Source organism: Mitsuaria sp. BK041 (assembly GCF_014193085.1).
Lineage (GTDB): Bacteria > Pseudomonadota > Gammaproteobacteria > Burkholderiales > Burkholderiaceae_C > Roseateles.
The window spans coordinates 110,408-130,046 of the sequence record NZ_JACHYT010000002.1 but is presented as its reverse complement, the minus strand read 5'-3'; the positions used below and the strand labels follow the sequence as shown (position 1 = coordinate 130,046).

Below are 19,639 nucleotides of genomic sequence, written 5' to 3'. Positions count from 1 at the left end.
TGACTGTGCGAGCGCCGGGGAGGGCGCCATACTGTGTTGTCCTGGACGAAAACGCCAGTCATGCTGAAGAAGATTCCGACGTCGGATGTCAAGCTGGGCATGTTCCTGCAGGGGATGGAGGGCTCGTGGTTGTCCCATCCATTCTGGAAGACCAAGTTCGTCCTGACGGATCCCGAGGACCTGAAGGCCTTGAAGGCGAGCGGCGTGCCTTTCTGCTGGATCGACGCCTCCAAGGGGCTGGACGTGGCGCCCCCGGCGGCGGCCCAAGGCGCGGCGCCGGCCGCGCCCGAGGCTCCGGCGGTGGTGCAGGCCGCGCCCCGGCTGGAGCTCGGGACCGCGCCGGCGTCGATGGGCGAGGAGCTCGAGCGCGCGTCGCAGGTCATGCAGCGCTCCAAGCGCGCGGTGATGAACCTGTTCGGCGAGGCCCGGCTGGGCAAGGCGATCGACGCCGAGCAATGCCTGCCCCTGGTGGCCGAGGTGGCCAGTTCGGTGGAGCGCAATCCGTCGGCGCTGATCAGCCTGGCGCGGCTCAAGACCAAGGACGACTACACCTACATGCATTCGGTGGCGGTGTGCGCGCTGATGGTGTCGCTGTCCCGCCAGATGGGCCTGGACGAGGCGCAGACCCGCGAGGCCGGCCTGGCCGGGCTGCTGCACGACGTCGGCAAGATGGCGATGCCGCTGAACGTGCTGAACAAGCCGGGCGCGCTGACCGATGCCGAGTTCGCGATCATGCGCGACCATCCGACGCGCGGCCACGAGATGCTCAAGGAGGGCACCTCGGTGCCCGAGGCGGCGCTGGACGTGGCGCTGCGCCACCACGAGAAGATGGACGGCAGCGGTTACCCCGGCAAGCTCGCGGGCGAGCAGATCAGCCTGCTCTCGCGCATGGGCGCGGTGTGCGACGTCTACGACGCGATCACCTCGAACCGGCCCTACAAGAACGCCTGGGATCCGGCGTCCTCGCTGGCGCGGATGGCGCAATGGACCGGCCACTTCGATCCGCGCGTGTTCCAGGCCTTCGTCAAGTGCGTGGGCATCTACCCGGTCGGCACGCTGGTGAAGCTGCAGTCGGGCAAGCTCGCCGTGGTGCTGGAGCAGAACGCGACCGCGCTGACGGCGCCGCGGGTGCGGGCGTTCTATTCGACCAAGTCGCAGATGCCGATCCCGACGCAGGTCCTGGACCTGTCCTCGCCCGGGGCGACGGACCGCATCATCGGCCGCGAGGATCCGGCCACCTGGGGCTTCCAGAAGCTCGATGAACTCTGGCAGACGCCGGCGGGGTGAGCGTCGGCGCAGGCGCCAACGGCATGTCTCGGTAGGCGGACCAGACTCGATTGAGTGGAGGGCTCCGAGTTTCGAGGCGAAGGTCTCCTAGTCAGGGTCATGGTCCTTCCGAACGCGCCGCTCGAAGATGCGGACCTCGCGCCGATGTCTGGCGCTGGAGGGCATCCGATGGCAGTGAGTTGGAAGGATGAAGCGGACGGCGTGGAGAACGATGTCGCCGGGCCGGCGGAAGAGAGCGCGGAACCCGTGTCGCCTCTCATGCCGCCCTATGACGTGGTGACCTACACCGGTGAGGTATCAGTTGCCGGCTATGAACGACTGAGCTCCCTGGTTGAGACCGGGAAGACGCACGACGATGTGCTGCTCGTGCTCGAGACGGCCGGCGGTGACCCGGATGCTGCGTTTCGAATCGCACGGGCATTGAGCCACCACTATCGGCAGATGCATGTGCTGATCCCCCGCTATTGCAAGAGTGCGGGGACGCTGATCGCGTTGGGTGCCTCGGCGCTTTACATGGACGACAGGAGCGAACTGGGCCCGCTTGACGTTCAGGTCTTTCGTGGCGACGAGCTGGGTGTGACGAGTTCAAGCCTTGAGCAACTGACGGCGGCCAACATCCTCTTGGCCCAGTTCATGACGGCCTTCCAGGTGTCCTTGCTGGACCTGTCCGAACGTGGCCTCTCCACACGCGTGGCGTCCGAGATTGCCGCGGACATCGCGGCGAAGCTGCTGCGGCCAATGGCGGAGCAGGTGAACCCGCAACGATTGGCCGAGATGCATCGTGCAATGACGATCGCGCATGCCTATGGCCGGCGTCTTGCAGAACGAGGGCGCAACGTCGAGCCGGGCGGTCTGGCCGAGCTGGTTGCTGGCTATCCGTCCCACTCCTTTGTCATCGATCGGAAAGAGGCGCGGCGACTGCTGCGCAACGTCTGGCCCGTGGACGAGGGACTTCGGGCCATCGTGGACCGATGCCGCACTCGCCCACTTGACGACCACGACGGTGGCCCCGTCGTCTCGGTTCATGGTTTCCCATTTGCATTCGAGGGGTGCATCCATGTATGAACGACTCAATCCACTTGATCTGCTGATCCACAGCAAGCGGGAAATGCTCAAACAGATCCTCACCTTGTATCCCGGCCTTTTCGACCTGGATCGCAAGCCGGGGTCGCCGCTCGCCGCGCGGCGGCAGGAGGAGCGGTGGGCCTCATATTCGCAGGAAGGGGCCAGCCCCTGGAGTGCGCGACGCGTTGTTGCGGCAATCCGAGAACCGTCCGGAAAGACCCCGACCACCCGCTGACCACTGCCTGCCTACACTCGGCCGACATTCACAGAGTCGTCGGGAGACCGGGATGACGCGCATGCTCATGCTGCTGGCGCTGTGCGCCGGCGTGGTCGGTGGGGCGGTCGGCGCGGCGTCGACCGCCGCGGCGCAGACGCTGCGCTGGGCCAGCCAGGGCGATGCCCAGACCATGGACCCGCACTCGCAGAACGAGAGCCTGACCAACGGGATGAACTCGCAGGTCTATGAGCGCCTCACCGCCCGCGACCGGCAGCTCAACATCGTGCCGGGTCTTGCCACCGAATGGACGCAGATCGGCCCGCTCGTCTGGCGCTTCAAGCTGCGGCCCAACGTCCGGTTCCACGATGGCTCGGCCTTCACCGCGGACGACGTCGTCTTCTCGCTGCAGCGCGCCAAGGCGCCGACCTCCCAGCTCGCGGTCTACGCCAACGCGGTCGGTACCGCCCGCAAGATCGATGAGCTCACCGTCGAGATCACCCAGCCGCGCTTCAATCCGATCTTCCTGCAGCACCTGGACCTGCTGTTCATCATGAGCAAGTCCTGGAGCGAGCAGCACAAGGTCACGCGCCCGCTCAGCTTCAAGGACAACGAGGAAAGCCACGCCAGCTTCAACGCCAACGGCACCGGCCCCTTCATGCTGGTGCGCCGTCAGCCCGGCATCCGCACCGTCTACAAGCGCAACCCGAACTGGTGGGGCCGCTTCGAGGGCAACGTGCAGGAGGTCCAGTTCACGCCGATCTCCAACGACGCGACGCGGCTGGCCGCACTGGTGTCGGGCGAGATCGATCTGCTGCTGGACCCCGCGCCGCGCGATGTCCCGCGGCTGCGCGCCACGCCCGGCGTGCAGGTGCTGGAGGGGCTCGAGAACCGCCTCGTCTTCATCGGCATGGACCAGGCGCGCGACACGCTGGTGTACGGCCGCGCGCCGGGCGGCAGAAACCCGTTCCAGGACCTGCGCGTGCGCCGCGCGATGTACCAGGCCATCGACATCGAAGCCATCCACAAGCGCCTGATGAACGGGCTGTCGCAACCCACCGGCGGCCTCACGCCGTCACCGCTCGGCGCCTATGACGATCCGGCACTCGAGACGCGCCTGCCGTTCGACCTCGCCGCCGCCCGCAAGGGCATGGCCGACGCCGGCTATCCCGACGGTTTCGAGGTCACGCTGGACTGCCCCAACAACCGCTACGTCAACGACGAGGGCATCTGCCTGGCGCTCGCCTCGATGTGGGCGCAGATCAAGCTCAAGGTGAAGGTCAACGCGATGCCGCGGGTGCTCTATTTCCCCAAGCTGGAGCGCTACGAGACCAGCCTCTACCTGATGGGCTGGGGCGGCGCGATCACCGATGCCGAGACCATCCTGACGCCGGTCTACCGCAGTGACGACAAGGCCTCCGGCGCCGGCTTCTACAACTACGGCCGCTCGCGGAATCCGAAGTTCGACCAGCTCGCGGCCGCGTCCTCGGCCGAGGCCGATCCGGTCAAGCGCGAGGCGCTCATCAAGGCGGCGCTGCAGGAGTACCGCGAGCAGCTGCATGTGCTGCCGCTGCATCGCCAGGCCGCGCCCTGGGCGCTGCGCCAGGGCGTGAAGGCGGTGCATCGCGCCGACAACTGGCTGGACTACGCCTGGATCACGGTGCCGAAGTGAGCCTTGCCCAGCGGCGCGGCGTCGATGGCGCGGATGCGCCTAACATCCGCCGCCTGCCTCCTGCGCCGTCATGACCGCGACCTTCGATCCCTCATTCCCGTCGACCTCCTCTTCGCCGAGCCCGGCCAGCCCGGCTTCGTTCGCGACGACGGCCGCCCCGGCCCAGCGGCAGTGGCTGGCCCGCCTGGGCGCCGACTACCGCCTCGAGCGAGGACGTTGCGTCGTCAGCCATGAGCACGATGGGCCGCTGCGCCTGCTCAAGAGCCTCTACCCGGAAGGCGACGCGATCTGCCACAGCGTGCTCGTCCATCCGCCCAGCGGGCTGGTCGGCGGCGACACCCTGGACATCGCGGTGACGGTCGGCGAGGGCGCCCATGCGCTGGTGACCACGCCCGGCGCCACGCGCTTCTACCGCAGCCCGGACGGCGCGCCCGCCACGCAGCGTGTGCGGGCGACGCTGGGCGTGGGCGCGCGCCTGGAATGGCTGCCGCTCGAGGCGATCGCCTACCCCGGCTGCGAAGCGGTCAACGAGGCGCGCTTCACGCTGGCGCCGACGGCCGAATTGCTGGCCTGGGACATCACCGCGCTCGGGCTGCCCGGCGCAGGGCAGCCGTTCTCGAGTGGCCGCTTCCTGCAGCACCTGGAGATCCCCGGCGTCTGGCTGGAGCGCGGCCGGCTGGACGCGGTCGACGCGCTGCTGATGGACGGCGAGCTCGGCCTGGCCGGGCAGCGTTGCCTGGGCACCCTGGTCTTCGCCAGCGGCGCCGCGCTGGATCGCGATCGCCGTGAACGCGCGCTGGACGCGGTGCGCGCGTTGATCGACGCCGATCCGCTGCGCGCGAGCGCCGGCGCGACCGCCGCGCAGGACGGCGTGCTGGTGGTGCGGGTGCTGGGACCGGTGGTCGAGCCGGTCGCGCTGCTGCTGCGGCGTTGCTGGGCCGCCTGGCGTCACGCCTTGTGGGACCTGGACGGCACCACGCCCCGCTTGTGGGCGATGTAGCCAGGCCCTCGCCGCGCGGGCCGCATCCCTCGGAGAGGGGACGGCGATTCATGTCGGTGTGGCAACGATGTCTCAGATTGGTAGCCAGCGCCCCGGCGCTGCGCTTAGCATGGCCGCTCCACGTCCGGTCTCCAGGGAGGTGATCGCATGGCTTCACGTACCGCTTCGTGCAGTTGCGGCCAATTGAAGATCGTGGTGCAGGGAGAGCCGTTGGGAACCGGCCTCTGCCACTGCCTGGCGTGCCAGCGCCGCACGGGCAGTGTCTTCGCGGCGCTGGCGGCCTTTGCCGAACCCTATGAGGTCATCGGCATCGCGACCGAATTCGTGCGCGCCGGCGATCAGGGCGCCCGATTCCGATTCCATTTCTGCCCGGTGTGCGGCAGCACCGTCTTCCACACGGAGGAGGGGGTCGAGGGATCGGTCGGCGTGGCGGTGGGGGGATTCGGGGATCCGGATTTCCCGCCGCCGCAGGACTCGGTCTACACCTGCCGCATGCATGGCTGGGTCCGGCTGCCGCAGGACGTCCGGGCCTACGACCGCGATCCGATGTAGCGCCGCGGCGTTGACCGCATCGATCCCGGGCACCCCGCCTCCGCCATGACTCTTCGGCGAGGCGCCCGGGCCGATGGGGCGGGACTCAACGGCGGGCAGCGGCTTGCGGCAGCTTGAGGCGGCCTCAGGCGGCCAGGCGCAGCTCGGGACGGACGATCGGCGCCTCCGCCACGGGGCGCAGCGGTTGCGCCAGTCGCAGCAGGTGGCCCGGTTCGCTCAGGAAGCGCATGCGCTCGGCGTTGCTCATCGCGTCGAGGGCGCCAGGCTGCGCGCTCAACTGGTCCAGGCGCTGGCGACGCACCTGCGCGCGCATGCCCTGGCCCACGTCGCGGCGGCCCATCGCCTCGGCCGCCAGCGCGGTCAGGCGGCGGCTGGCGAGCAGGTCCGCGAAGCCGGGAAGGTGGCGCTCCTGGCGGCCATAGGCCCAGGCGTTGCGCAGCACGGTCGGGGTCTGGCTCTCTTCAGGGATCAGCAGCAGGCCGGCGCGGCGCATGCGCTCGCCCAGGCGGGCGCGGCTGGACAGCACGGTGATCGGTGCGGCCAGCAGCAGCGGCAGCGCGATCGGCGCGATCCAGATCAGCGTCGACGGGCTCAGCGCGCCGATCGCCGCGGCGATCACGCCGGTGATCGCGCTGATGCGGCCGTAGGCGGCGAAGGCCTCGCGCCAGGACACGTCCTCGGCGGCCCGCGGCGGCGACTTCCAGTCCAGCGAGATGCCGGTCAACGCGACCACGCAGAAGATCGAATGGGCGACCATGCGCAGCGGCGCCTGCAGCAGCGACATGCCGGCCTCGGTGGCGCAGGAGGCCAGCAGCTTCAGCGTGCCGCCGTACTGCGACTGCTCGCCGCGCAGGATCAGCGCGGCCACCGACAGCAGGCGCGGCAGCACCAGCATGCCGATCGTGCCTAGCCACAGCGCGGCCACGCCCGGGGCCAGCGAACCGTCTTCCATGAAGGGCTGGAAGGCCTCGTTGCCGCCGACGTTCCACAGCAGCACGCCCAGGCCCACGTACAGCAGCCACAGCGGCGCGGCGAGGTAGGACAGCGCGCCGGTGACCAGCATCGCGCGGTGCACGCCGTGCAGGCCGGGCTCGGCGATCAGACCGGCGTTCTGGATGTTGCCCTGGCACCAGCGGCGGTCGCGCTGCAGCTCGGCCAGCAGGTGCGGCGGCTGCTGTTCATACGAACCCGGCAGGTCCGCCACCAGCCACACCTGGTAGCCGGCGCGGCGCATCAGCGCGGCCTCGACGAAGTCGTGCGACATGATCTCCTTGCCGCGCAGCGGCGCCAGCGCGCAGTGCTTCATGAAGGGCTCGACGCGGATGATCGCGTTGTGGCCCCAGTAGTGCGCCTCGCCCAGCTGCCAGAACTGCATGCCGGCGGCGAACAGGCGCCCCGTCACGCGGCTCGCGAACTGCTGCGCGCGGGCATGCGGCGTATCGTGGCCGCAGACTTGGTTGGCGGCCTGCAGGATGCCGGCGCGCGGGTTCTTTTCCATCAGGCGCACCAGGCCCAGCAGGCAGTCGCCGCTCATGACGCTGTCGGCGTCCAGCACCACCATGTAGCGGTAGTTGCGGCCCCAGCGGCGGCAGAAGTCGGCCACGTTGCCGGCCTTCTTCTTCACCCGGCGCTGGCGCCAGCGGTAGTGGATGCGGCCCCGGCCGGCGAACTGCGCGCGCAGCTCGGCCCAGGCGGCCAGCTCCTGCGTGCGGCATTCCGGATCGGAGCTGTCGGACAGGATGTAGACGTCGAACAGCCGCAGCGCGCCGGCCGCCGCGAGCGACTCGCAGCTGGCGCGCAGGCCGGCGAAGACGGTGGTGACGTCCTCGTTGCAGATCGGCATGACCAGCGCGGTGCGGGCGTCGGCACCCAGCGGCTCGTTGCCGGCGTCCTTGATCGAGATGGCGTGACGGTCACCGCGCAGCATCACCCAGAAGCCCATCACCGCGGTGACGCAGCCAGCGCTGACCCAGGCGAAGAGCAGGGCGAACAGCGCCAGGTGCACGCACTGCAGCGCGAAGGCCCAGGGATCGCTGGCCCAGCCGTTGTGGGTCTGCCAGAGCACGCCGGTGGCCAGCGCGGTGGCGCCGGCGATGGACAGCTTGAGCGCGTTGCGCCGGTTCCGGGCCGCGGTTTCCCAGGCCTGAGGCGGCTCGGAGGCCGGCAGCGACTCGACCGGCGGCGTGCGCTGGCCCCAGGGCCGCGGCACCATCGCGCCGCGCTTGATGGCCGGCGCGCTCGGGCCGACCGGACCGGGGGCCGAGGCGGCGGGATGCAGGGCGGAATGCGTCATGTCGGGCTCCTTCACTGGGGAGGAAGAATCAGGCTCCAGGTCTCGGTGAGGACCTGCTGCTTCGTCTGGAGGAAGCCGCGCAGCTCGGTCGACTGACCGGGGCGCAACTGCTTGATGCGGACGGCCATGCGCCAGCCGCCGGTGACCGGATTCGGATAGGCGTTGACCTCGGTCACCTCGCCGTTGGCGTTGGTGCTGGCGATGGCCTTGACCTCGGCGCCGGGCTGCAGCGCGGCCAGCGACGGGCCTTCGAAGTCGACGATGAACTGCTGCTCGTTCTTGTCGAGCTTGGCGTAGCTGTAGCCGGTGCGGGTCTGCACCGCCCAGGCGCCGGGCGGACGCTGCTGCTGCTCGCCCTGCAGGTGCAGGCGGTACGAGTAGTCCAGCGGCTGGCCCGGGGCCGGCTGCTTCGCCGGGACCCAGTAGGCGACGATGTTGTCGTGGGTCTCGTCGGGCGTGTGCAGCGACATCAGCTCGACCCGGCCCGGCCCCCAGTCGCTGGTGGGCTCGACCCAGGCGGAGGGCCGCATCTCGTAGCGGGCCTCGGTGTCCTCGTAGCTGGAGAAGCGGCGGTCGCGCTGCATCAGGCCGAAGCCCTTCACGCCCGGCAGCGTGAACGAGGTGGTCAGCGTGCCATTGGGATTGATCAGCGGGCGCCAGATCCACTCGCCGCTGCTGCTGGCCACCATCAGGCCGTCGCTGTCATGGACCTCGGGCCGGAAGTCGCCCTTCTGCGGCTGGTTCTCGCCGAACAGGTACATCGAGGTCAGCGGCGCCAGCGCCAGCGTCGCCACCGGGGCGCGCATGAACAGGCGCACGCGGGTCTCGACGACGGTCTCGGCGCCGGGCTTGATGACGAAGGTGTAGGCACCGCTGGCGCGGGGCGAGTCCATCAGCGCATGCACGGTCAGCGTCTTGGCGTCGGCGCCGGGGCGCTCGATCCAGAACTCGCTGAAGCGCGGGAATTCCTCGCCCTTGCCGCCGACCGTGTCGATGGCCAGGCCGCGTGCCGACAGCCCGTAATGCTGGTTGGCGCCCAGCACGCGGAAGTAGCTCGCGCCCAGGAAGACGGCGAGCTCGTCCTTGTACTTGTCGTTGTTGAGGTGGTAATGCGCGCGGAAGCCGGCGTAACCGACATCGCCCCACTTGCCTGGCGAGAGCTGGCTGTTCTTGCCGTAGTCGAAGTCCTCGCGCTTGAACGGGACCGGCCGGGCCTGGCCGCCAACGATCTCGTTGATGCGCACGGCCTGGGTCTGGTAGTGGCCCAGGTGGAAGAACATCAGCTCGAAGGGCAGCCGCTCCTGGCGCCACAGCGCGCGATCCGGCTTGAAGCGGATGTCGCGCATCTGGTCGTAGTTGAGCTGCTTGAGCTCGGCCGGCAGGTTGTCCGGCGGCGCGACGTAGGGCTTGGCCGCCAGCCCCTTGGCGCGTTCGGCGATCTCGTCGAAGCCGAAGGCCTGGGCGGCGGAGGCCGCGGCCAGCAGGGCGGCGCCGACGGCCAGCCCGATGAACGATCCGATCCACCGACGTTGGTCAGCCTGGCGGCGAGCGCTGGTCGCCGGGATGCGGGCCTGAGGGGTGAGGGCGTGAATAGTTCGCATGTGGCGGGCCTTTCTGCAAGGCCCGTGCCACTGGCGATTTCTCTTTCAAATCAACAACTTACGCGTTTTGTGCGCTGCCGCACCGTGAATTTTCTGTCGCCGGGCGGCGACGCTGACGGTGGGTTTTTCTGCAAGTTGTTGATTTTGAATGAATTTTCTTGTCGCTATTCGGCGACAGGTCCGTCGGACCGGAACATCGAGGGCTCCAGTCCGTTGCGCTGCAGCAAGCGGTAGAACTCGGTCCGGTTGCGGTCGGCGAGCCGCGCGGCATCGGCGACGTTGCCGTCGGTGAGCTTGAGCAGGCCGACCAGGTACTCCCGCTCGAAACGCTGTCGCGCTTCCGCGTAAGGAAGTACTTCGACGCTGGGCGAGCGCAGCGCGCGCTGCACCAGCGAGAGCGGGATCAGCGGCGAGGTCGCCAGCGCGCTCACCTGCTCGACGACGTTGTGGAGCTGGCGCACGTTGCCCGGCCAGGAGGCCATCGTGAGCGCCTTGAGCGCGTCGGGCGCGAAGCCGTTGAGGCGCTTGTCGTACTTCAGCGCGAGCTTCTGCAGGAAGTGCTGCGCGAGCAGCGGGATGTCCTCGCGGCGCTCGGCCAGGCTGGGCAGCGTCAGGCTGACGACGTTGAGCCGGTAATAGAGGTCCTCGCGGAATTGCCCTTCGGCGAGCGCGGCCTCCAGGTCGCGGTGGGTGGCCGACAGGATGCGCACGTCGACCGGCACCGATGCGCTGGCGCCGACCGGGCGCACCTGGTGCTCCTGCAGCACGCGCAGCAGCTTGACCTGCAGCGGCAGCGGCATGTCGCCGATCTCGTCGAGCAGCAGCGTGCCGCCGTCGGCGGCCTGGAAGAGGCCGCGGTGGTTGGCCAGCGCGCCGGTGAAGGCGCCCTTGACGTGGCCGAACAGTTCCGACTCGAGCAGCGGCTCCGGAATCGCGCCGCAGTTGACGGCGACGAAGGGCCGCTTGGCGCGCGGGCTGGCGGCATGGATCGCGCGGGCCAGCAGCTCCTTGCCGGAGCCGCTCTCGCCGCGGATCAGCACCGGGGCCTGCGAGGCCGCGACCAGGCGCGCCTCGGCCAGCACCTCGGCCATCACGTTGGAGCGGCTGACGATGGACTCGCGCCAGGCCTGGTCGGGGCTGTCGTCCTGGTGGACCGCGGTGAGGGTCAGGGCTTGCGCGATGGTGTCCAGCAGGGCGCGACCGTCGAAGGGCTTGGTCAGGTAGGTGTAGACCCCCTGCGCGGTGGCGGCGACCGCGTCCGGGATGGTGCCGTGCGCGGTCAGCAGGATCACCGGCAGCGCCGGGTGGCGCTCGCGGATGGTGTTGAACAGCGCCAGGCCGTCCATGCCGGGCAGCTGCACGTCGCTGAGCACCAGCGCGGGGCGTTGCACGTCCATCTGCGCCAGCGCGGCCTCGGCGCTGGCCACGGCGGTGACGTCGTAGCCGGCCGCTTCCAGCCGCATCGACAGCAGCTTCAGCAGGTCGGCGTCGTCGTCGACGATGAGGAGTCTCGCGCCTGCGCTCATGCGCTTGCCTCCGAGGAGCGGCCCTGCTCTTCGCTCATGGCTTGTCGAGCGCCGAGCGCGGCCCGCCGAGGCTGCGTTCGATCGCCTTGAGCGCCTCGAGCTTGCGGTTGGCGTCGTCGAGCCGCCGTTGCAGGTCGTCACGGACCTGCTTGGTTTTCTCGAGCTCGCCTTCCATGCGCCGCTGCTCGGCGACGCGGTCGGCGAGGAACTGGGCGATGGGGCGCCACTCGTTGGCCTCCGGCCGGGCGTCGCGCAGCACCTGGTCGAGCAGGGTCTGGGCGCGGAAGGTTTCGCCGTTGTTGTGGCTGAACATCAGCGCCAGCGCCAGCTGCACCGCGTTGCCGGGCGGCAGCGTGGCATCGTCGCGCGGCGCGACTTCCTGGCCCAGCTCGAGCGGGCTGAGCTGGCGCAGGCGGTCGTTGGCATTGAGCACGATGCGCGCCGCGTTGTCGGTGGGCGCCACGACGGGCACCTGCACCGGCACCTCGACGCGGACCTCCTTGACGATGGTGCGGGGCGGCTGCTGCGCGCAGCCCGCCGCGAGCAGGGCCACCGCCACCGCGGCGACGGCGGCAAGCGGGACGGGTGGCCGCGCGGTCAGGCGGTGAGGGACTTCAGGGACCGTGGCGTGTGGGCGCATGGCAGCGTGATTCTGAAATGTGCGCCCTGGTCGGCGGGCAGCAGGTCGATGTGACCGCCATGGGCGGCGATGTATTCGGTGACGATGGACAGGCCGATGCCGGTGCCCTTGAGGGCATCGTCGGGCTGGCGCTCGCCGCGATAGAAGGGCTCGAAGATGCGGGCCTGGTCCGCCGGCGCGACGCCCGGGCCGTCGTCGCGCAAGTCGATGGTGAGCTGGCCGCCCTGGCGCGCGAGGTCGATGTCGACGTGGCCGCCGGGCGGGGCGAAGCGTATCGCATTGGAGAGCAGGTTGCCGACCGCGGCCGCGATCTTGGCCGGGTCGACCTCCGCTTCGAGCGGGCCGCCGGACAGGCGCACTTGCAATCCGCGTGCCTGCCACTGCAGGCGCTGGTGGTCGATCGTGCCCTGGATCAGGGACACCAGTTCGGTGCGCTGCGGCTTGAGGTCGCGGGCCTCGAAGGCCGCGGCATTGAAGCGCAGCAGGTCCTCGATCTGGCGCTGCAGCACGGCGGTGTTGTCGCGCAGGATGCGGGCGACCTCCTTCTGCTTGTCGTTCAGCGGCCCGGCGACCTCGTCCTCGAGCAGCGCGGTGCCCTCGCGCAGCGCGGCCAGCGGCGTCTTGAGCTCATGCGAGACATGCCGCAGGAAACGCGCCTTGTCGGCATCGAGCTCGGCCAGCCGCAGGCGCAACCAGTCCAGCCGCTGGCCCAGCGAGCGCAGGTCGGCCGGGCCGGGGATCTCGATGCGGTCGTCCAGGCGGTTCTCGCCCAGGCCGGCGATGGCGCGCTCCAGGCGCCGCAGCGGGCGGGTCAGGAAGATGCCGAACACCAGCGACAGCAGCGCGGCCACGGCGATCGCGCCGAGGACCTGCTGGCCCAGCAGCACGCGGCCGTTCTCGAGCTTGTCCTGCAGCACGCGGTTGCTGGTCTCGGCATGGCGGCGGACGTCCTCGGCCAGGCCGCCGGTCAGGCCGCCGAGCTCGCGGAAACGCGTCATCAGCTCGGTCTCGCGCCTGCGCGCGTTGGCGGGGAGGGCGCGCGGGCTGTCCAGCAGCGCGCGGATCTCGTCGAGCTTGGCTTTCCACGCCTCCAGCGGCGCCGGCGTCAGCCCCTGCGCGCGCAGCAGGCCCAGCACGTGCTCGGCATCGTCGGCATCCTCCTCGAAGCGCCTGCGCAGCGCCTGGTCCTCCAGCACCGCGTACTGGCGCGCGGCGCGCTCCATGCTGACGCCGCGATCGCCGAGCTGCTGCACCTGACCGCTCATGCGGGCGGCGCGCACGACGGCCTCGCGGCTCTGCATGGTCAGCCGCTCCAGCGTCAGCAGCCCGCCCAGCGACGCGGCGGCGAGCAGGCCCGCGATCGACAGGAAGCCGATCAGCAGCATCTGGCGGAAGGACATGCGGTGGAGGCTGAACATCGGCCGGCATGTTAGCGGCGGCCCCGCGCTCCCCGCGCCGTCCGGGGCGGCGGATACGGATGGATACTCCGGCGGCCATGAACCTGCATCGCGTCGATCTCGTCTCGCTGTCGCTCTTCGCCCTGGTGGCGCGCACCGGCAGCATCAGCCGCGGCGCGGCGCTGGCCGCGCTGGCGGTCGGCGCGGCCAGCAAGCGGCTGAGCGACCTGGAACACGCGCTGGGCACGACGCTGCTGGAGCGGCACTCGCGCGGCGTTTCCCTGACCGAGGCCGGGCTGGCGCTGCAGCGCCATGCGCAGCGCATCCTCAGCGACGTGGACCAGATGACGGCCGACCTGTCGGACTACGCGTCGGGCCTGACCGGCGTGGTGCGGCTGTGGGCCAACACCTCGGCGGTGACGCAGTTCCTGCCGGCGCAGGTCTCGGGTTTCGTGCGCGACAACCCGCGCATCCGCATCGAGCTGGAGGAGGCGGACAGCCACGAGATCGTGGTGGCCGTGCTCGATGGCCGCGCCGACCTGGGCATCTTCGCGGACCGCACGCCGGCGCTCGGGCTGCATGTCCTGAACTACCGCCAGGACCGGCTGGTGCTGGTGGCGCCGGCCGGCCATCCGCTGTCCCGCCGCAAGGCGGTGCGCTGGGTGCAGGCGGTCGAGTACGACTTCGTGACGCTGGCCAAGGCCACCTCGCTGCACAAGCGGCTGGAGATGGAGACCGAAACCCTGGGCCGGCGCCTGAAGAACCGCATCCAGGTCCGCAGCTTCGACGCGATGTGCCGGATGGTGGCGGCGGGCATGGGCATCGCGGTGCTGCCGGACGTGGCGGTCGAGCCGCTGCTCAAGCCGCTGGACCTGCGCCGCGTCGCGCTCGACGAGCCCTGGTCCGATCGCCGGCTGCTGATCGGCGTGCGTGACCTCGACGGCTTGCCGCGCCATGTGCGCGTGTTCATCGACCATCTCTGTTCCTGAGACCCTCGCCCCGAGGGTGAACCCCGATCCGCTTTCGCGACCCGCGAAAGCAGCCGCCGCGACTCCCGCCTTCCGCTCAGCGGCGTGCTTTCCCAGAATGCGCCTCCGTCACCAGGACCAGGAGGGCACGAGCCATGGAAGGACTGCAGGCGCTGCAAGGATTGCGCGTCGTCGAGATGGGCCAGTTGATCGCCGGCCCGTTCGCCGGCAAGACGCTGGGCGATTTCGGCGCCGACGTGGTGAAGATCGAGGCCCCCGGCAGCGGCGACCCGCTGCGCAACTGGCGAATGATCCAGGACGGCACCTCGGTGTGGTGGCAGGTCCAGTCGCGCAACAAGCGCTCGATCGCGCTCGACCTGCGCCAGGCGGACGGCCAGGACATCGCCCGGCAGCTGATCGCCGAGGCCGACGTGCTGATCGAAAACTTCCGCCCCGGCACGCTCGAGGGCTGGGGCATGTCCTACGAGGACCTCGCGAAGACCAACCCCGGCCTGATCATGTTGCGCATCAGCGGCTACGGCCAGACCGGCCCGTACCGCGACCTGCCCGGCTTCGGGATGATCGGCGAGGCGATGGGCGGCCTGCGCCACCTGACCGGTGAACCCGGCCGCGTGCCGGTGCGCTGCGGCATCTCGATCGGCGACACGCTGGCCGCGCTGCACGGCACGATCGGGGTCCTGACGGCGCTGTACCACCGCAAGGTCAATGGCGGCCGCGGCCAGGTCATCGACGTGGCCCTGACCGAGGCGGTCCTCAACGTGATGGAGAGCCTGATCCCCGAGTACAGCGCCTTCGGCGCCGTGCGCGGCCCGGCGGGCTCGGCGCTGCCGGGCATCGCGCCGTCCAATGCCTATGCCTGCGCCGATGGCGTCGTGCTGATCGCCGGCAATGGCGATTCGATCTTCAAGCGGCTGATGCAGGTGATCGGCCGCGAGGATCTGGCCCGGGACGAGACGCTGGCCAACAACGCCGGCCGCGTCGCGCGCGTCGAGGAGATCGACGCCGCGATCGGCGCCTGGGCAGCGACGCGCACCGTCGAGCAGGTGCTGGCGCCGCTGGCCGAGGCCAGCGTGCCCGCGGGCCGCGTCTACACCGCCAAGGACATCGTCGAGGACCCGCACTTCCGGGCCCGCGACATGATCCTGCGCCAGCCCACCCGCGACGGTCATGAGATCGACGTGCCGGGCATCGTGCCCAAGCTGATGGGCACGCCCGGCGCGGTGCGCCGCGCCGCGCCGCGGCTGGGCGGCGACACCGACGAGGTGCTGCGCGAGATCGGCCTCACCGCCGAGCAGATCGCCGCATTGCGCGAGCGCAAGATCGTTTCCTGAGGGCGTCCCGATGACCGCTTCCAACGCTTCCGCCTCCACCGGCACGGCGGTGCCGCGCTCACCGTCCGATGTCTGGACCGGCGCCGGGCGTCGCGTCTTCATGCAGGACGTCGGCACCCGCGACGGCCTGCAGGCCGAGGCCGTCTTCGTGCCCACGGCCGACAAGATCGCGCTGGTCGACGCGCTGTCCGAGGCGGGCCTGGCCAAGATCGAGGTCACCGCCTTCGTCTCGCCCAAGGCCATCCCGGTGCTCGCCGACGCCTCCGAGGTGATGCGCGGCATCACCCGCCGGCCTGGCGTGGTCTACACGGTGCTGGTGCCCAACGTCCGCGGCGCCGAGCGCGCGATCGAGGCTCGCGCCGACGAGCTCAACCTGGTGATGTCCGCCAGCGAGAGCCACAACCTGGCCAACCTGCGCATGACGCGCGCGCAGTCCTTCGCCGGGCTGGCCGAGGTCGCCGCGATGGCGCATCGGGCCGGGACCGCGGTGAACGTGTCGCTGTCCTGCGCCTTCGGTTGCCCGATGGAGGGCGACGTGCCGGTCCAGACGGTGCTGGGCTGGTGCGGCCATTTCATCGAGCAGCTCGGCGCGCGCGGCGTGACGCTGTGCGACACCACCGGCATGGCCTACCCGACGCAGGTCGTCGCGCTGGTGCGGGCCTTCCGCGAGCGCTGGCCCGCCACCGAGTTGACGCTGCACTTCCACAACACGCGCGGCATGGGCCTGGCCAACGTGATCGCCGCGATGGACGCAGGCGCGGACCGCTTCGACGCGTCGCTGGGCGGGCTGGGCGGCTGTCCCTACGCGCCGGGCGCGACCGGCAACGTCTGCACCGAGGAGATCGTGCATGCGCTGCAGTGCATGGGCTGCGACACCGGCGTGGACCTGCCGCGCCTGATCGCCGCGGCCAGGCGCCTGCCGGCGCTGATCGGCCACGCGGTGCCGAGCCAGATCGTCAGCGCCGGGCGCCGGCTCGACCTGCATCCGCGGCCGCGCGATTTCGAGGCGATCCGCGAGCGCGCGCTGGCCCGCGACGCCTGATGGCACGGCGGCACCGGGGCGCCCGCCCACGCGTTGCCCAGCTTCTTTCGATCCCAACGACAACGCCGCCACGAGCGGCCCTTTCTGGAGACAAGCCATGAACCCGACCCGCCGCCGCGTCACCGCGGTTGCCATCGCCGCCGCGCTGCTGGTGCCCTTGCAGGCCGCGCAGGCCCAGGCGCCGTATCCCAACAAGCCGATCACGATGCTGGTCGGCGCCGCGCCGGGCGGCACGACGGACATCGCCGCGCGCATGCTCGCCGAGCCGCTGGGCAAGGCGCTGGGCCAGACGGTGGTCGTCGACAACCGCTCAGGTGCGAGCGGCGCGCTCGCGGCCGTCGCGACCAAGCGCGCGGAGCCGGACGGCTACACGATCCTGATGCAGTACTCCGGCTATCACGTGATCACGCCGCACATCCAGAAGGCCGCCTGGGACCTGAAGGACCTGCGTCCCGTGGCCAACGTGCTGACCGCGCCGCAGTTGATCGTCGTGCGCGAGGGCGTGCCGGTGAAGACCGTGGCCGAGCTGGTCGCCCACGCGAAGAAGAACCCCGGCAAGCTGTCCTTCGCCTCCTCGGGCAATGGGTCGCTGCAGCACGTGACCGGCGTGATGCTGGAACAGCAGGCCGGCATCCAGATGATCCACGTCCCCTACAAGGGCACCGGCCCGGCGCTGCAGGACCTGCTGGGCGGCCAGGTCGACCTCACCTTCGGCACGCCGCCGCCGTTCATGCCCTTCATCGCGTCGGGCAAGCTGCGCGCGGTGGCCGTGACCGGCAAGGAGCGCCTGAGCTCGCTGCCCGATGTGCCGACCGCGACGCAGGCCGGGCTGCCCCAGCTGGACGCCGGTTCGTGGTTCGCCGTGTTCGCGCCGGCGAAGACGCCGCAGGCGGTCGTCGACAAGCTGACCGCCGAGATCCAGAAGATCATGGCCACGCCCGAGTTCAAGAAGAAGGCCGCCGAGCTGGGCGCGACGGCGGACTACATGAATCCGCAGCAGTTGCAGGCGCACAGCGACGCCGAGTTCCAGCGCTGGGGCAAGGTGATCGGCTCGGCCAAGATCCAGGCGGACTGAGCAGACGTCGCTTCAAGCCGTGCGCCGCCCCTCATGCGGCGCCGTCGGGACCGCCCTGTGAAGGCGCAGCCTGATCGCCCCCTCCCGCCGTCGTGCGGGGCGTTCCACATCTGACGTGTCGGCCTTACCCAGACGCCGACCGCGCGCCCTCGGGTTTCATCCGCCTGCGCTATGCAAGCGACCGCGACCCTCACTGCGGCAGCCCTTCGAGGGCCCGCCGGCAGCTAGCCAGTCCTTGCAGCAGCACGGCCGTGCGGCGCGGCGAACCTGCGTGAGCAAGCGCCAGGCGCGATATTGACTTGATCGAAGACCTGGTCCCCCGGGGACGATGCGTAAGCCGGAGGCGGACGCGTGCTCAATCCCATCCGCGGGAGCGGATTCCGTGCTCATGCCTCGCGTGCGTGAACCATTGCGCATTGCGCCGTGCCGGGAATGTTTCAAGGAAGGCTGGGGATCGGTGAAGGGGACGCTCTTGACAAATGTCAGAGGCGGGCACTCGACGCGGAGGAACCCATCACTGGCACCGGGGACTGACGTGCCTGTCGTCGCACCCCTCTCTGATCGCCGACACCGCCGTTGAGCGGGAAAGGCAAGGGGCTCGCGAACGGGTAACTTTTCCGGAGCGCATATGCCCTTCATTCGTGATCTCTCCCGCCGGCTGGCGATCGCATCGGCGTTTGCCGTGCTGACGACCGTTGCGCAGGCTGCGCCGTCCATCAGCATCGGAACAATGTTCGACTACCTGGGCCCGTCCCGCAGCACCCTCCTCAAGCAGGTGCGGAACAGCGGCGATACGACGGCTTTCGTCCGCATCAGCGTCAGCGAGATCGAATATGGCGAGGCAGGCGCAACCACGGAGCATCCGGTCGATACACGGCGCTTGAGCGCGGGCATCGGCGTCGGGCTCATCGCAAGTCCCGCGCGCCTGATCGTGCCGGCCGGCGGCATTCAGTCCACACGGCTGCTGTTCCGGGGGACGCGCGACAAGGAGCGCCACTACCGCGTCCGCTTCGTCCCGGTGCTCCCCGAAGCCGGCGACGAGTTCCTGCTGGGCGACGAGGAGCGCGAGCGCATTCGCGCGCCGCTCGCGGCGGGCGTGAGCATCCTCACGGGCTATGGCGGCATCGTCATCGTCCGCCCCGATACCCCTCGTTTCGACACCCGCGTCGATCAGGGGGAGGACCGCGTCGTCCTTCGCAACGAGGGCAACAGCACCGTGGTGCTGGATGCGCTGACCGTCTGCGACGCGTCAAAAGAAAACTGCACCGCTCCCTCGGTGCGGCATGTCAGACCCGGTGGTCGGCTGGAACTGGAGAAGCAGTCCGGCCATGGGGTTCTGTTCACTCTCTTGGAGGGAGACGAGCGGCGCGAAATGCACTTCTGGTGAGTTCGCCCGCCCGTGTTTGTTCACTTTCAACTGTTTGATCTGGAGATACGAATGCTCAATCTTTCCCGCACCTTCAAGGCCGGTCTGGCCGCCGCGACGCTCGCTGCCGCCTCCGGCGCCGCTTTGGCGGAGGTCAAGGACTTCTCGGTCTCGGTGGCCGCGGACATTCCGACGGCGACGTTCTATGTCACGGCCTCGCCGGGATGGAACCCCTCGGAGGTGCAGACCTTCGCCTACACCAACGGCAGCCTGCAGACGATGAGCCGCACCCTGGAGATGAAAAGCACCATCGGTCCGATCAAGGCCTATCTGATGAAAGCGGCCGAACTGACCGGCGCTGCCTCCAGCAAGATCGGCATCGATGTCACCGTCAACGACCAGGCGGTGAACGTCGGCAACGCTCAGGCCGCCGTCATCCTCGACAAGGACAAGGCGGCAGCCGGGCAACGGGTCAGTCTGACCCTGGCGCCCAAGGTGACCGGCACCCCGGCGCCTGGCGTCTACAACGGCCAGGTCGCCCTGGTGTTCGATTCCTCGATCTGATCGAGGCGGGGCGCCGCGGCGCCCC

Annotated in this window: 17 protein-coding genes; 12 read left to right on the top strand and 5 right to left on the bottom strand. The window is 69.9% G+C overall.

All coding sequences use genetic code 11. From position 1 onward, the window contains the following. The first annotated feature begins 60 nt into the window (after positions 1–60). The 6 genes from FHT38_RS16470 to FHT38_RS16445 all read left to right on the top strand — a co-directional run bounded on the left by FHT38_RS16470 (position 61) and on the right by FHT38_RS16445 (position 5,790). Complete coding sequence (locus FHT38_RS16470) at positions 61–1,287, top strand: HD-GYP domain-containing protein (protein ID WP_183492588.1); 1,227 nt, start codon at positions 61–63, stop codon at positions 1,285–1,287. A gap of 99 nt (positions 1,288–1,386) precedes the next feature. Next, positions 1,387–2,352, top strand: coding sequence for an SDH family Clp fold serine proteinase (locus FHT38_RS16465; RefSeq protein WP_183492587.1), 966 nt, complete (start codon positions 1,387–1,389; stop codon positions 2,350–2,352). Further along, entirely contained in the window at positions 2,345–2,587 is a 243-nt protein-coding gene (locus FHT38_RS16460; RefSeq protein ID WP_183492586.1) for a hypothetical protein, read from the top strand. Before FHT38_RS16465 ends, FHT38_RS16460 begins: the two co-directional genes overlap by 8 nt. Positions 2,588–2,639: 52 nt before the next feature. After that, a complete protein-coding gene (locus FHT38_RS16455; protein ID WP_255488832.1) occupies positions 2,640–4,238 on the top strand; it encodes an ABC transporter substrate-binding protein in 1,599 nt (532 codons plus the stop codon). Positions 4,239–4,308: 70 nt separating this feature from the next. After that, positions 4,309–5,238 carry an urease accessory protein UreD gene (locus FHT38_RS16450; protein ID WP_183492585.1) on the top strand — a complete coding sequence of 310 codons (930 nt, stop codon included), beginning with the start codon at positions 4,309–4,311 and terminating at the stop codon, positions 5,236–5,238. Positions 5,239–5,385: 147 nt separating this feature from the next. After that, positions 5,386–5,790 (top strand): GFA family protein, encoded by a 405-nt coding sequence (locus FHT38_RS16445; protein WP_183492584.1) that lies wholly within the window; start codon positions 5,386–5,388, stop codon positions 5,788–5,790. A gap of 124 nt (positions 5,791–5,914) precedes the next feature. Here the strand turns inward: FHT38_RS16445 and mdoH are convergent, their stop codons facing one another. The 5 genes from mdoH to FHT38_RS16420 all read right to left on the bottom strand — a co-directional run bounded on the left by mdoH (position 5,915) and on the right by FHT38_RS16420 (position 13,268). Continuing rightward, entirely contained in the window at positions 5,915–8,083 is a 2,169-nt protein-coding gene (mdoH, locus tag FHT38_RS16440) for a glucans biosynthesis glucosyltransferase MdoH (protein WP_183492583.1), read from the bottom strand. Positions 8,084–8,094: 11 nt separating this feature from the next. Then, the gene (locus tag FHT38_RS16435; RefSeq protein ID WP_175538315.1) at positions 8,095–9,684 is read right to left on the bottom strand and encodes a glucan biosynthesis protein G; all 1,590 of its coding nucleotides are present in this window, start codon (positions 9,682–9,684) and stop codon (positions 8,095–8,097) included. Between the two features lie 164 nt (positions 9,685–9,848). Next, complete coding sequence (locus tag FHT38_RS16430; protein ID WP_183492582.1) at positions 9,849–11,210, bottom strand: sigma 54-interacting transcriptional regulator; 1,362 nt, start codon at positions 11,208–11,210, stop codon at positions 9,849–9,851. Positions 11,211–11,244: 34 nt separating this feature from the next. Next, positions 11,245–11,850 carry a hypothetical protein gene (locus FHT38_RS16425; protein WP_183492581.1) on the bottom strand — a complete coding sequence of 202 codons (606 nt, stop codon included), beginning with the start codon at positions 11,848–11,850 and terminating at the stop codon, positions 11,245–11,247. Next, the gene (locus FHT38_RS16420; protein ID WP_183492580.1) at positions 11,808–13,268 is read right to left on the bottom strand and encodes an ATP-binding protein; all 1,461 of its coding nucleotides are present in this window, start codon (positions 13,266–13,268) and stop codon (positions 11,808–11,810) included. The genes FHT38_RS16425 and FHT38_RS16420 overlap by 43 nt, the downstream gene beginning before the upstream one ends. Positions 13,269–13,345: 77 nt before the next feature. Between FHT38_RS16420 and FHT38_RS16415 the strand changes: the two genes are divergently transcribed. The 6 genes from FHT38_RS16415 to FHT38_RS16390 all read left to right on the top strand — a co-directional run bounded on the left by FHT38_RS16415 (position 13,346) and on the right by FHT38_RS16390 (position 19,614). Beyond that, the gene (locus FHT38_RS16415) at positions 13,346–14,236 is read left to right on the top strand and encodes a LysR substrate-binding domain-containing protein (protein WP_183492579.1); all 891 of its coding nucleotides are present in this window, start codon (positions 13,346–13,348) and stop codon (positions 14,234–14,236) included. A gap of 134 nt (positions 14,237–14,370) precedes the next feature. Continuing rightward, the gene (locus FHT38_RS16410; RefSeq protein WP_183481783.1) at positions 14,371–15,567 is read left to right on the top strand and encodes a CaiB/BaiF CoA-transferase family protein; all 1,197 of its coding nucleotides are present in this window, start codon (positions 14,371–14,373) and stop codon (positions 15,565–15,567) included. A 10-nt stretch (positions 15,568–15,577) separates the two neighbouring features. Next, a complete protein-coding gene (locus tag FHT38_RS16405) occupies positions 15,578–16,609 on the top strand; it encodes a hydroxymethylglutaryl-CoA lyase (protein ID WP_183492578.1) in 1,032 nt (343 codons plus the stop codon). 97 nt (positions 16,610–16,706) lie between these two features. Beyond that, positions 16,707–17,684 carry a tripartite tricarboxylate transporter substrate binding protein gene (locus tag FHT38_RS16400; protein WP_091725673.1) on the top strand — a complete coding sequence of 326 codons (978 nt, stop codon included), beginning with the start codon at positions 16,707–16,709 and terminating at the stop codon, positions 17,682–17,684. Between the two features lie 628 nt (positions 17,685–18,312). Beyond that, positions 18,313–19,071 (top strand): hypothetical protein, encoded by a 759-nt coding sequence (locus tag FHT38_RS16395; protein WP_091725670.1) that lies wholly within the window; start codon positions 18,313–18,315, stop codon positions 19,069–19,071. A 51-nt stretch (positions 19,072–19,122) separates the two neighbouring features. Beyond that, positions 19,123–19,614 (top strand): CS1 type fimbrial major subunit, encoded by a 492-nt coding sequence (locus FHT38_RS16390; RefSeq protein ID WP_091725668.1) that lies wholly within the window; start codon positions 19,123–19,125, stop codon positions 19,612–19,614. Positions 19,615–19,639: the final 25 nt, after the last annotated feature.

Bases quoted from the DNA above. Each gene is read 5' to 3' on its own strand.
- FHT38_RS16450 (WP_183492585.1), top strand. From the start codon at position 4,309: ATGACCGCGACCTTCGATCCCTCATTCCCGTCGACCTCCTCTTCGCCG.
- FHT38_RS16470 (WP_183492588.1), top strand. From the start codon at position 61: ATGCTGAAGAAGATTCCGACGTCGGATGTCAAGCTGGGCATGTTCCTG.
- FHT38_RS16405 (WP_183492578.1), top strand. From the start codon at position 15,578: ATGACCGCTTCCAACGCTTCCGCCTCCACCGGCACGGCGGTGCCGCGC.
- FHT38_RS16435 (WP_175538315.1), bottom strand. From the start codon at position 9,684: ATGCGAACTATTCACGCCCTCACCCCTCAGGCCCGCATCCCGGCGACC.
- FHT38_RS16395 (WP_091725670.1), top strand. From the start codon at position 18,313: ATGCCCTTCATTCGTGATCTCTCCCGCCGGCTGGCGATCGCATCGGCG.
- FHT38_RS16455 (WP_255488832.1), top strand. From the start codon at position 2,640: ATGACGCGCATGCTCATGCTGCTGGCGCTGTGCGCCGGCGTGGTCGGT.
- FHT38_RS16430 (WP_183492582.1), bottom strand. From the start codon at position 11,210: ATGAGCGCAGGCGCGAGACTCCTCATCGTCGACGACGACGCCGACCTG.
- FHT38_RS16460 (WP_183492586.1), top strand. From the start codon at position 2,345: ATGTATGAACGACTCAATCCACTTGATCTGCTGATCCACAGCAAGCGG.
- FHT38_RS16390 (WP_091725668.1), top strand. From the start codon at position 19,123: ATGCTCAATCTTTCCCGCACCTTCAAGGCCGGTCTGGCCGCCGCGACG.
- FHT38_RS16465 (WP_183492587.1), top strand. From the start codon at position 1,387: ATGGTCCTTCCGAACGCGCCGCTCGAAGATGCGGACCTCGCGCCGATG.
- FHT38_RS16445 (WP_183492584.1), top strand. From the start codon at position 5,386: ATGGCTTCACGTACCGCTTCGTGCAGTTGCGGCCAATTGAAGATCGTG.
- FHT38_RS16410 (WP_183481783.1), top strand. From the start codon at position 14,371: ATGGAAGGACTGCAGGCGCTGCAAGGATTGCGCGTCGTCGAGATGGGC.
- FHT38_RS16400 (WP_091725673.1), top strand. From the start codon at position 16,707: ATGAACCCGACCCGCCGCCGCGTCACCGCGGTTGCCATCGCCGCCGCG.
- FHT38_RS16420 (WP_183492580.1), bottom strand. From the start codon at position 13,268: ATGTTCAGCCTCCACCGCATGTCCTTCCGCCAGATGCTGCTGATCGGC.
- FHT38_RS16415 (WP_183492579.1), top strand. From the start codon at position 13,346: ATGAACCTGCATCGCGTCGATCTCGTCTCGCTGTCGCTCTTCGCCCTG.
- FHT38_RS16425 (WP_183492581.1), bottom strand. From the start codon at position 11,850: ATGCGCCCACACGCCACGGTCCCTGAAGTCCCTCACCGCCTGACCGCG.
- mdoH (WP_183492583.1), bottom strand. From the start codon at position 8,083: ATGACGCATTCCGCCCTGCATCCCGCCGCCTCGGCCCCCGGTCCGGTC.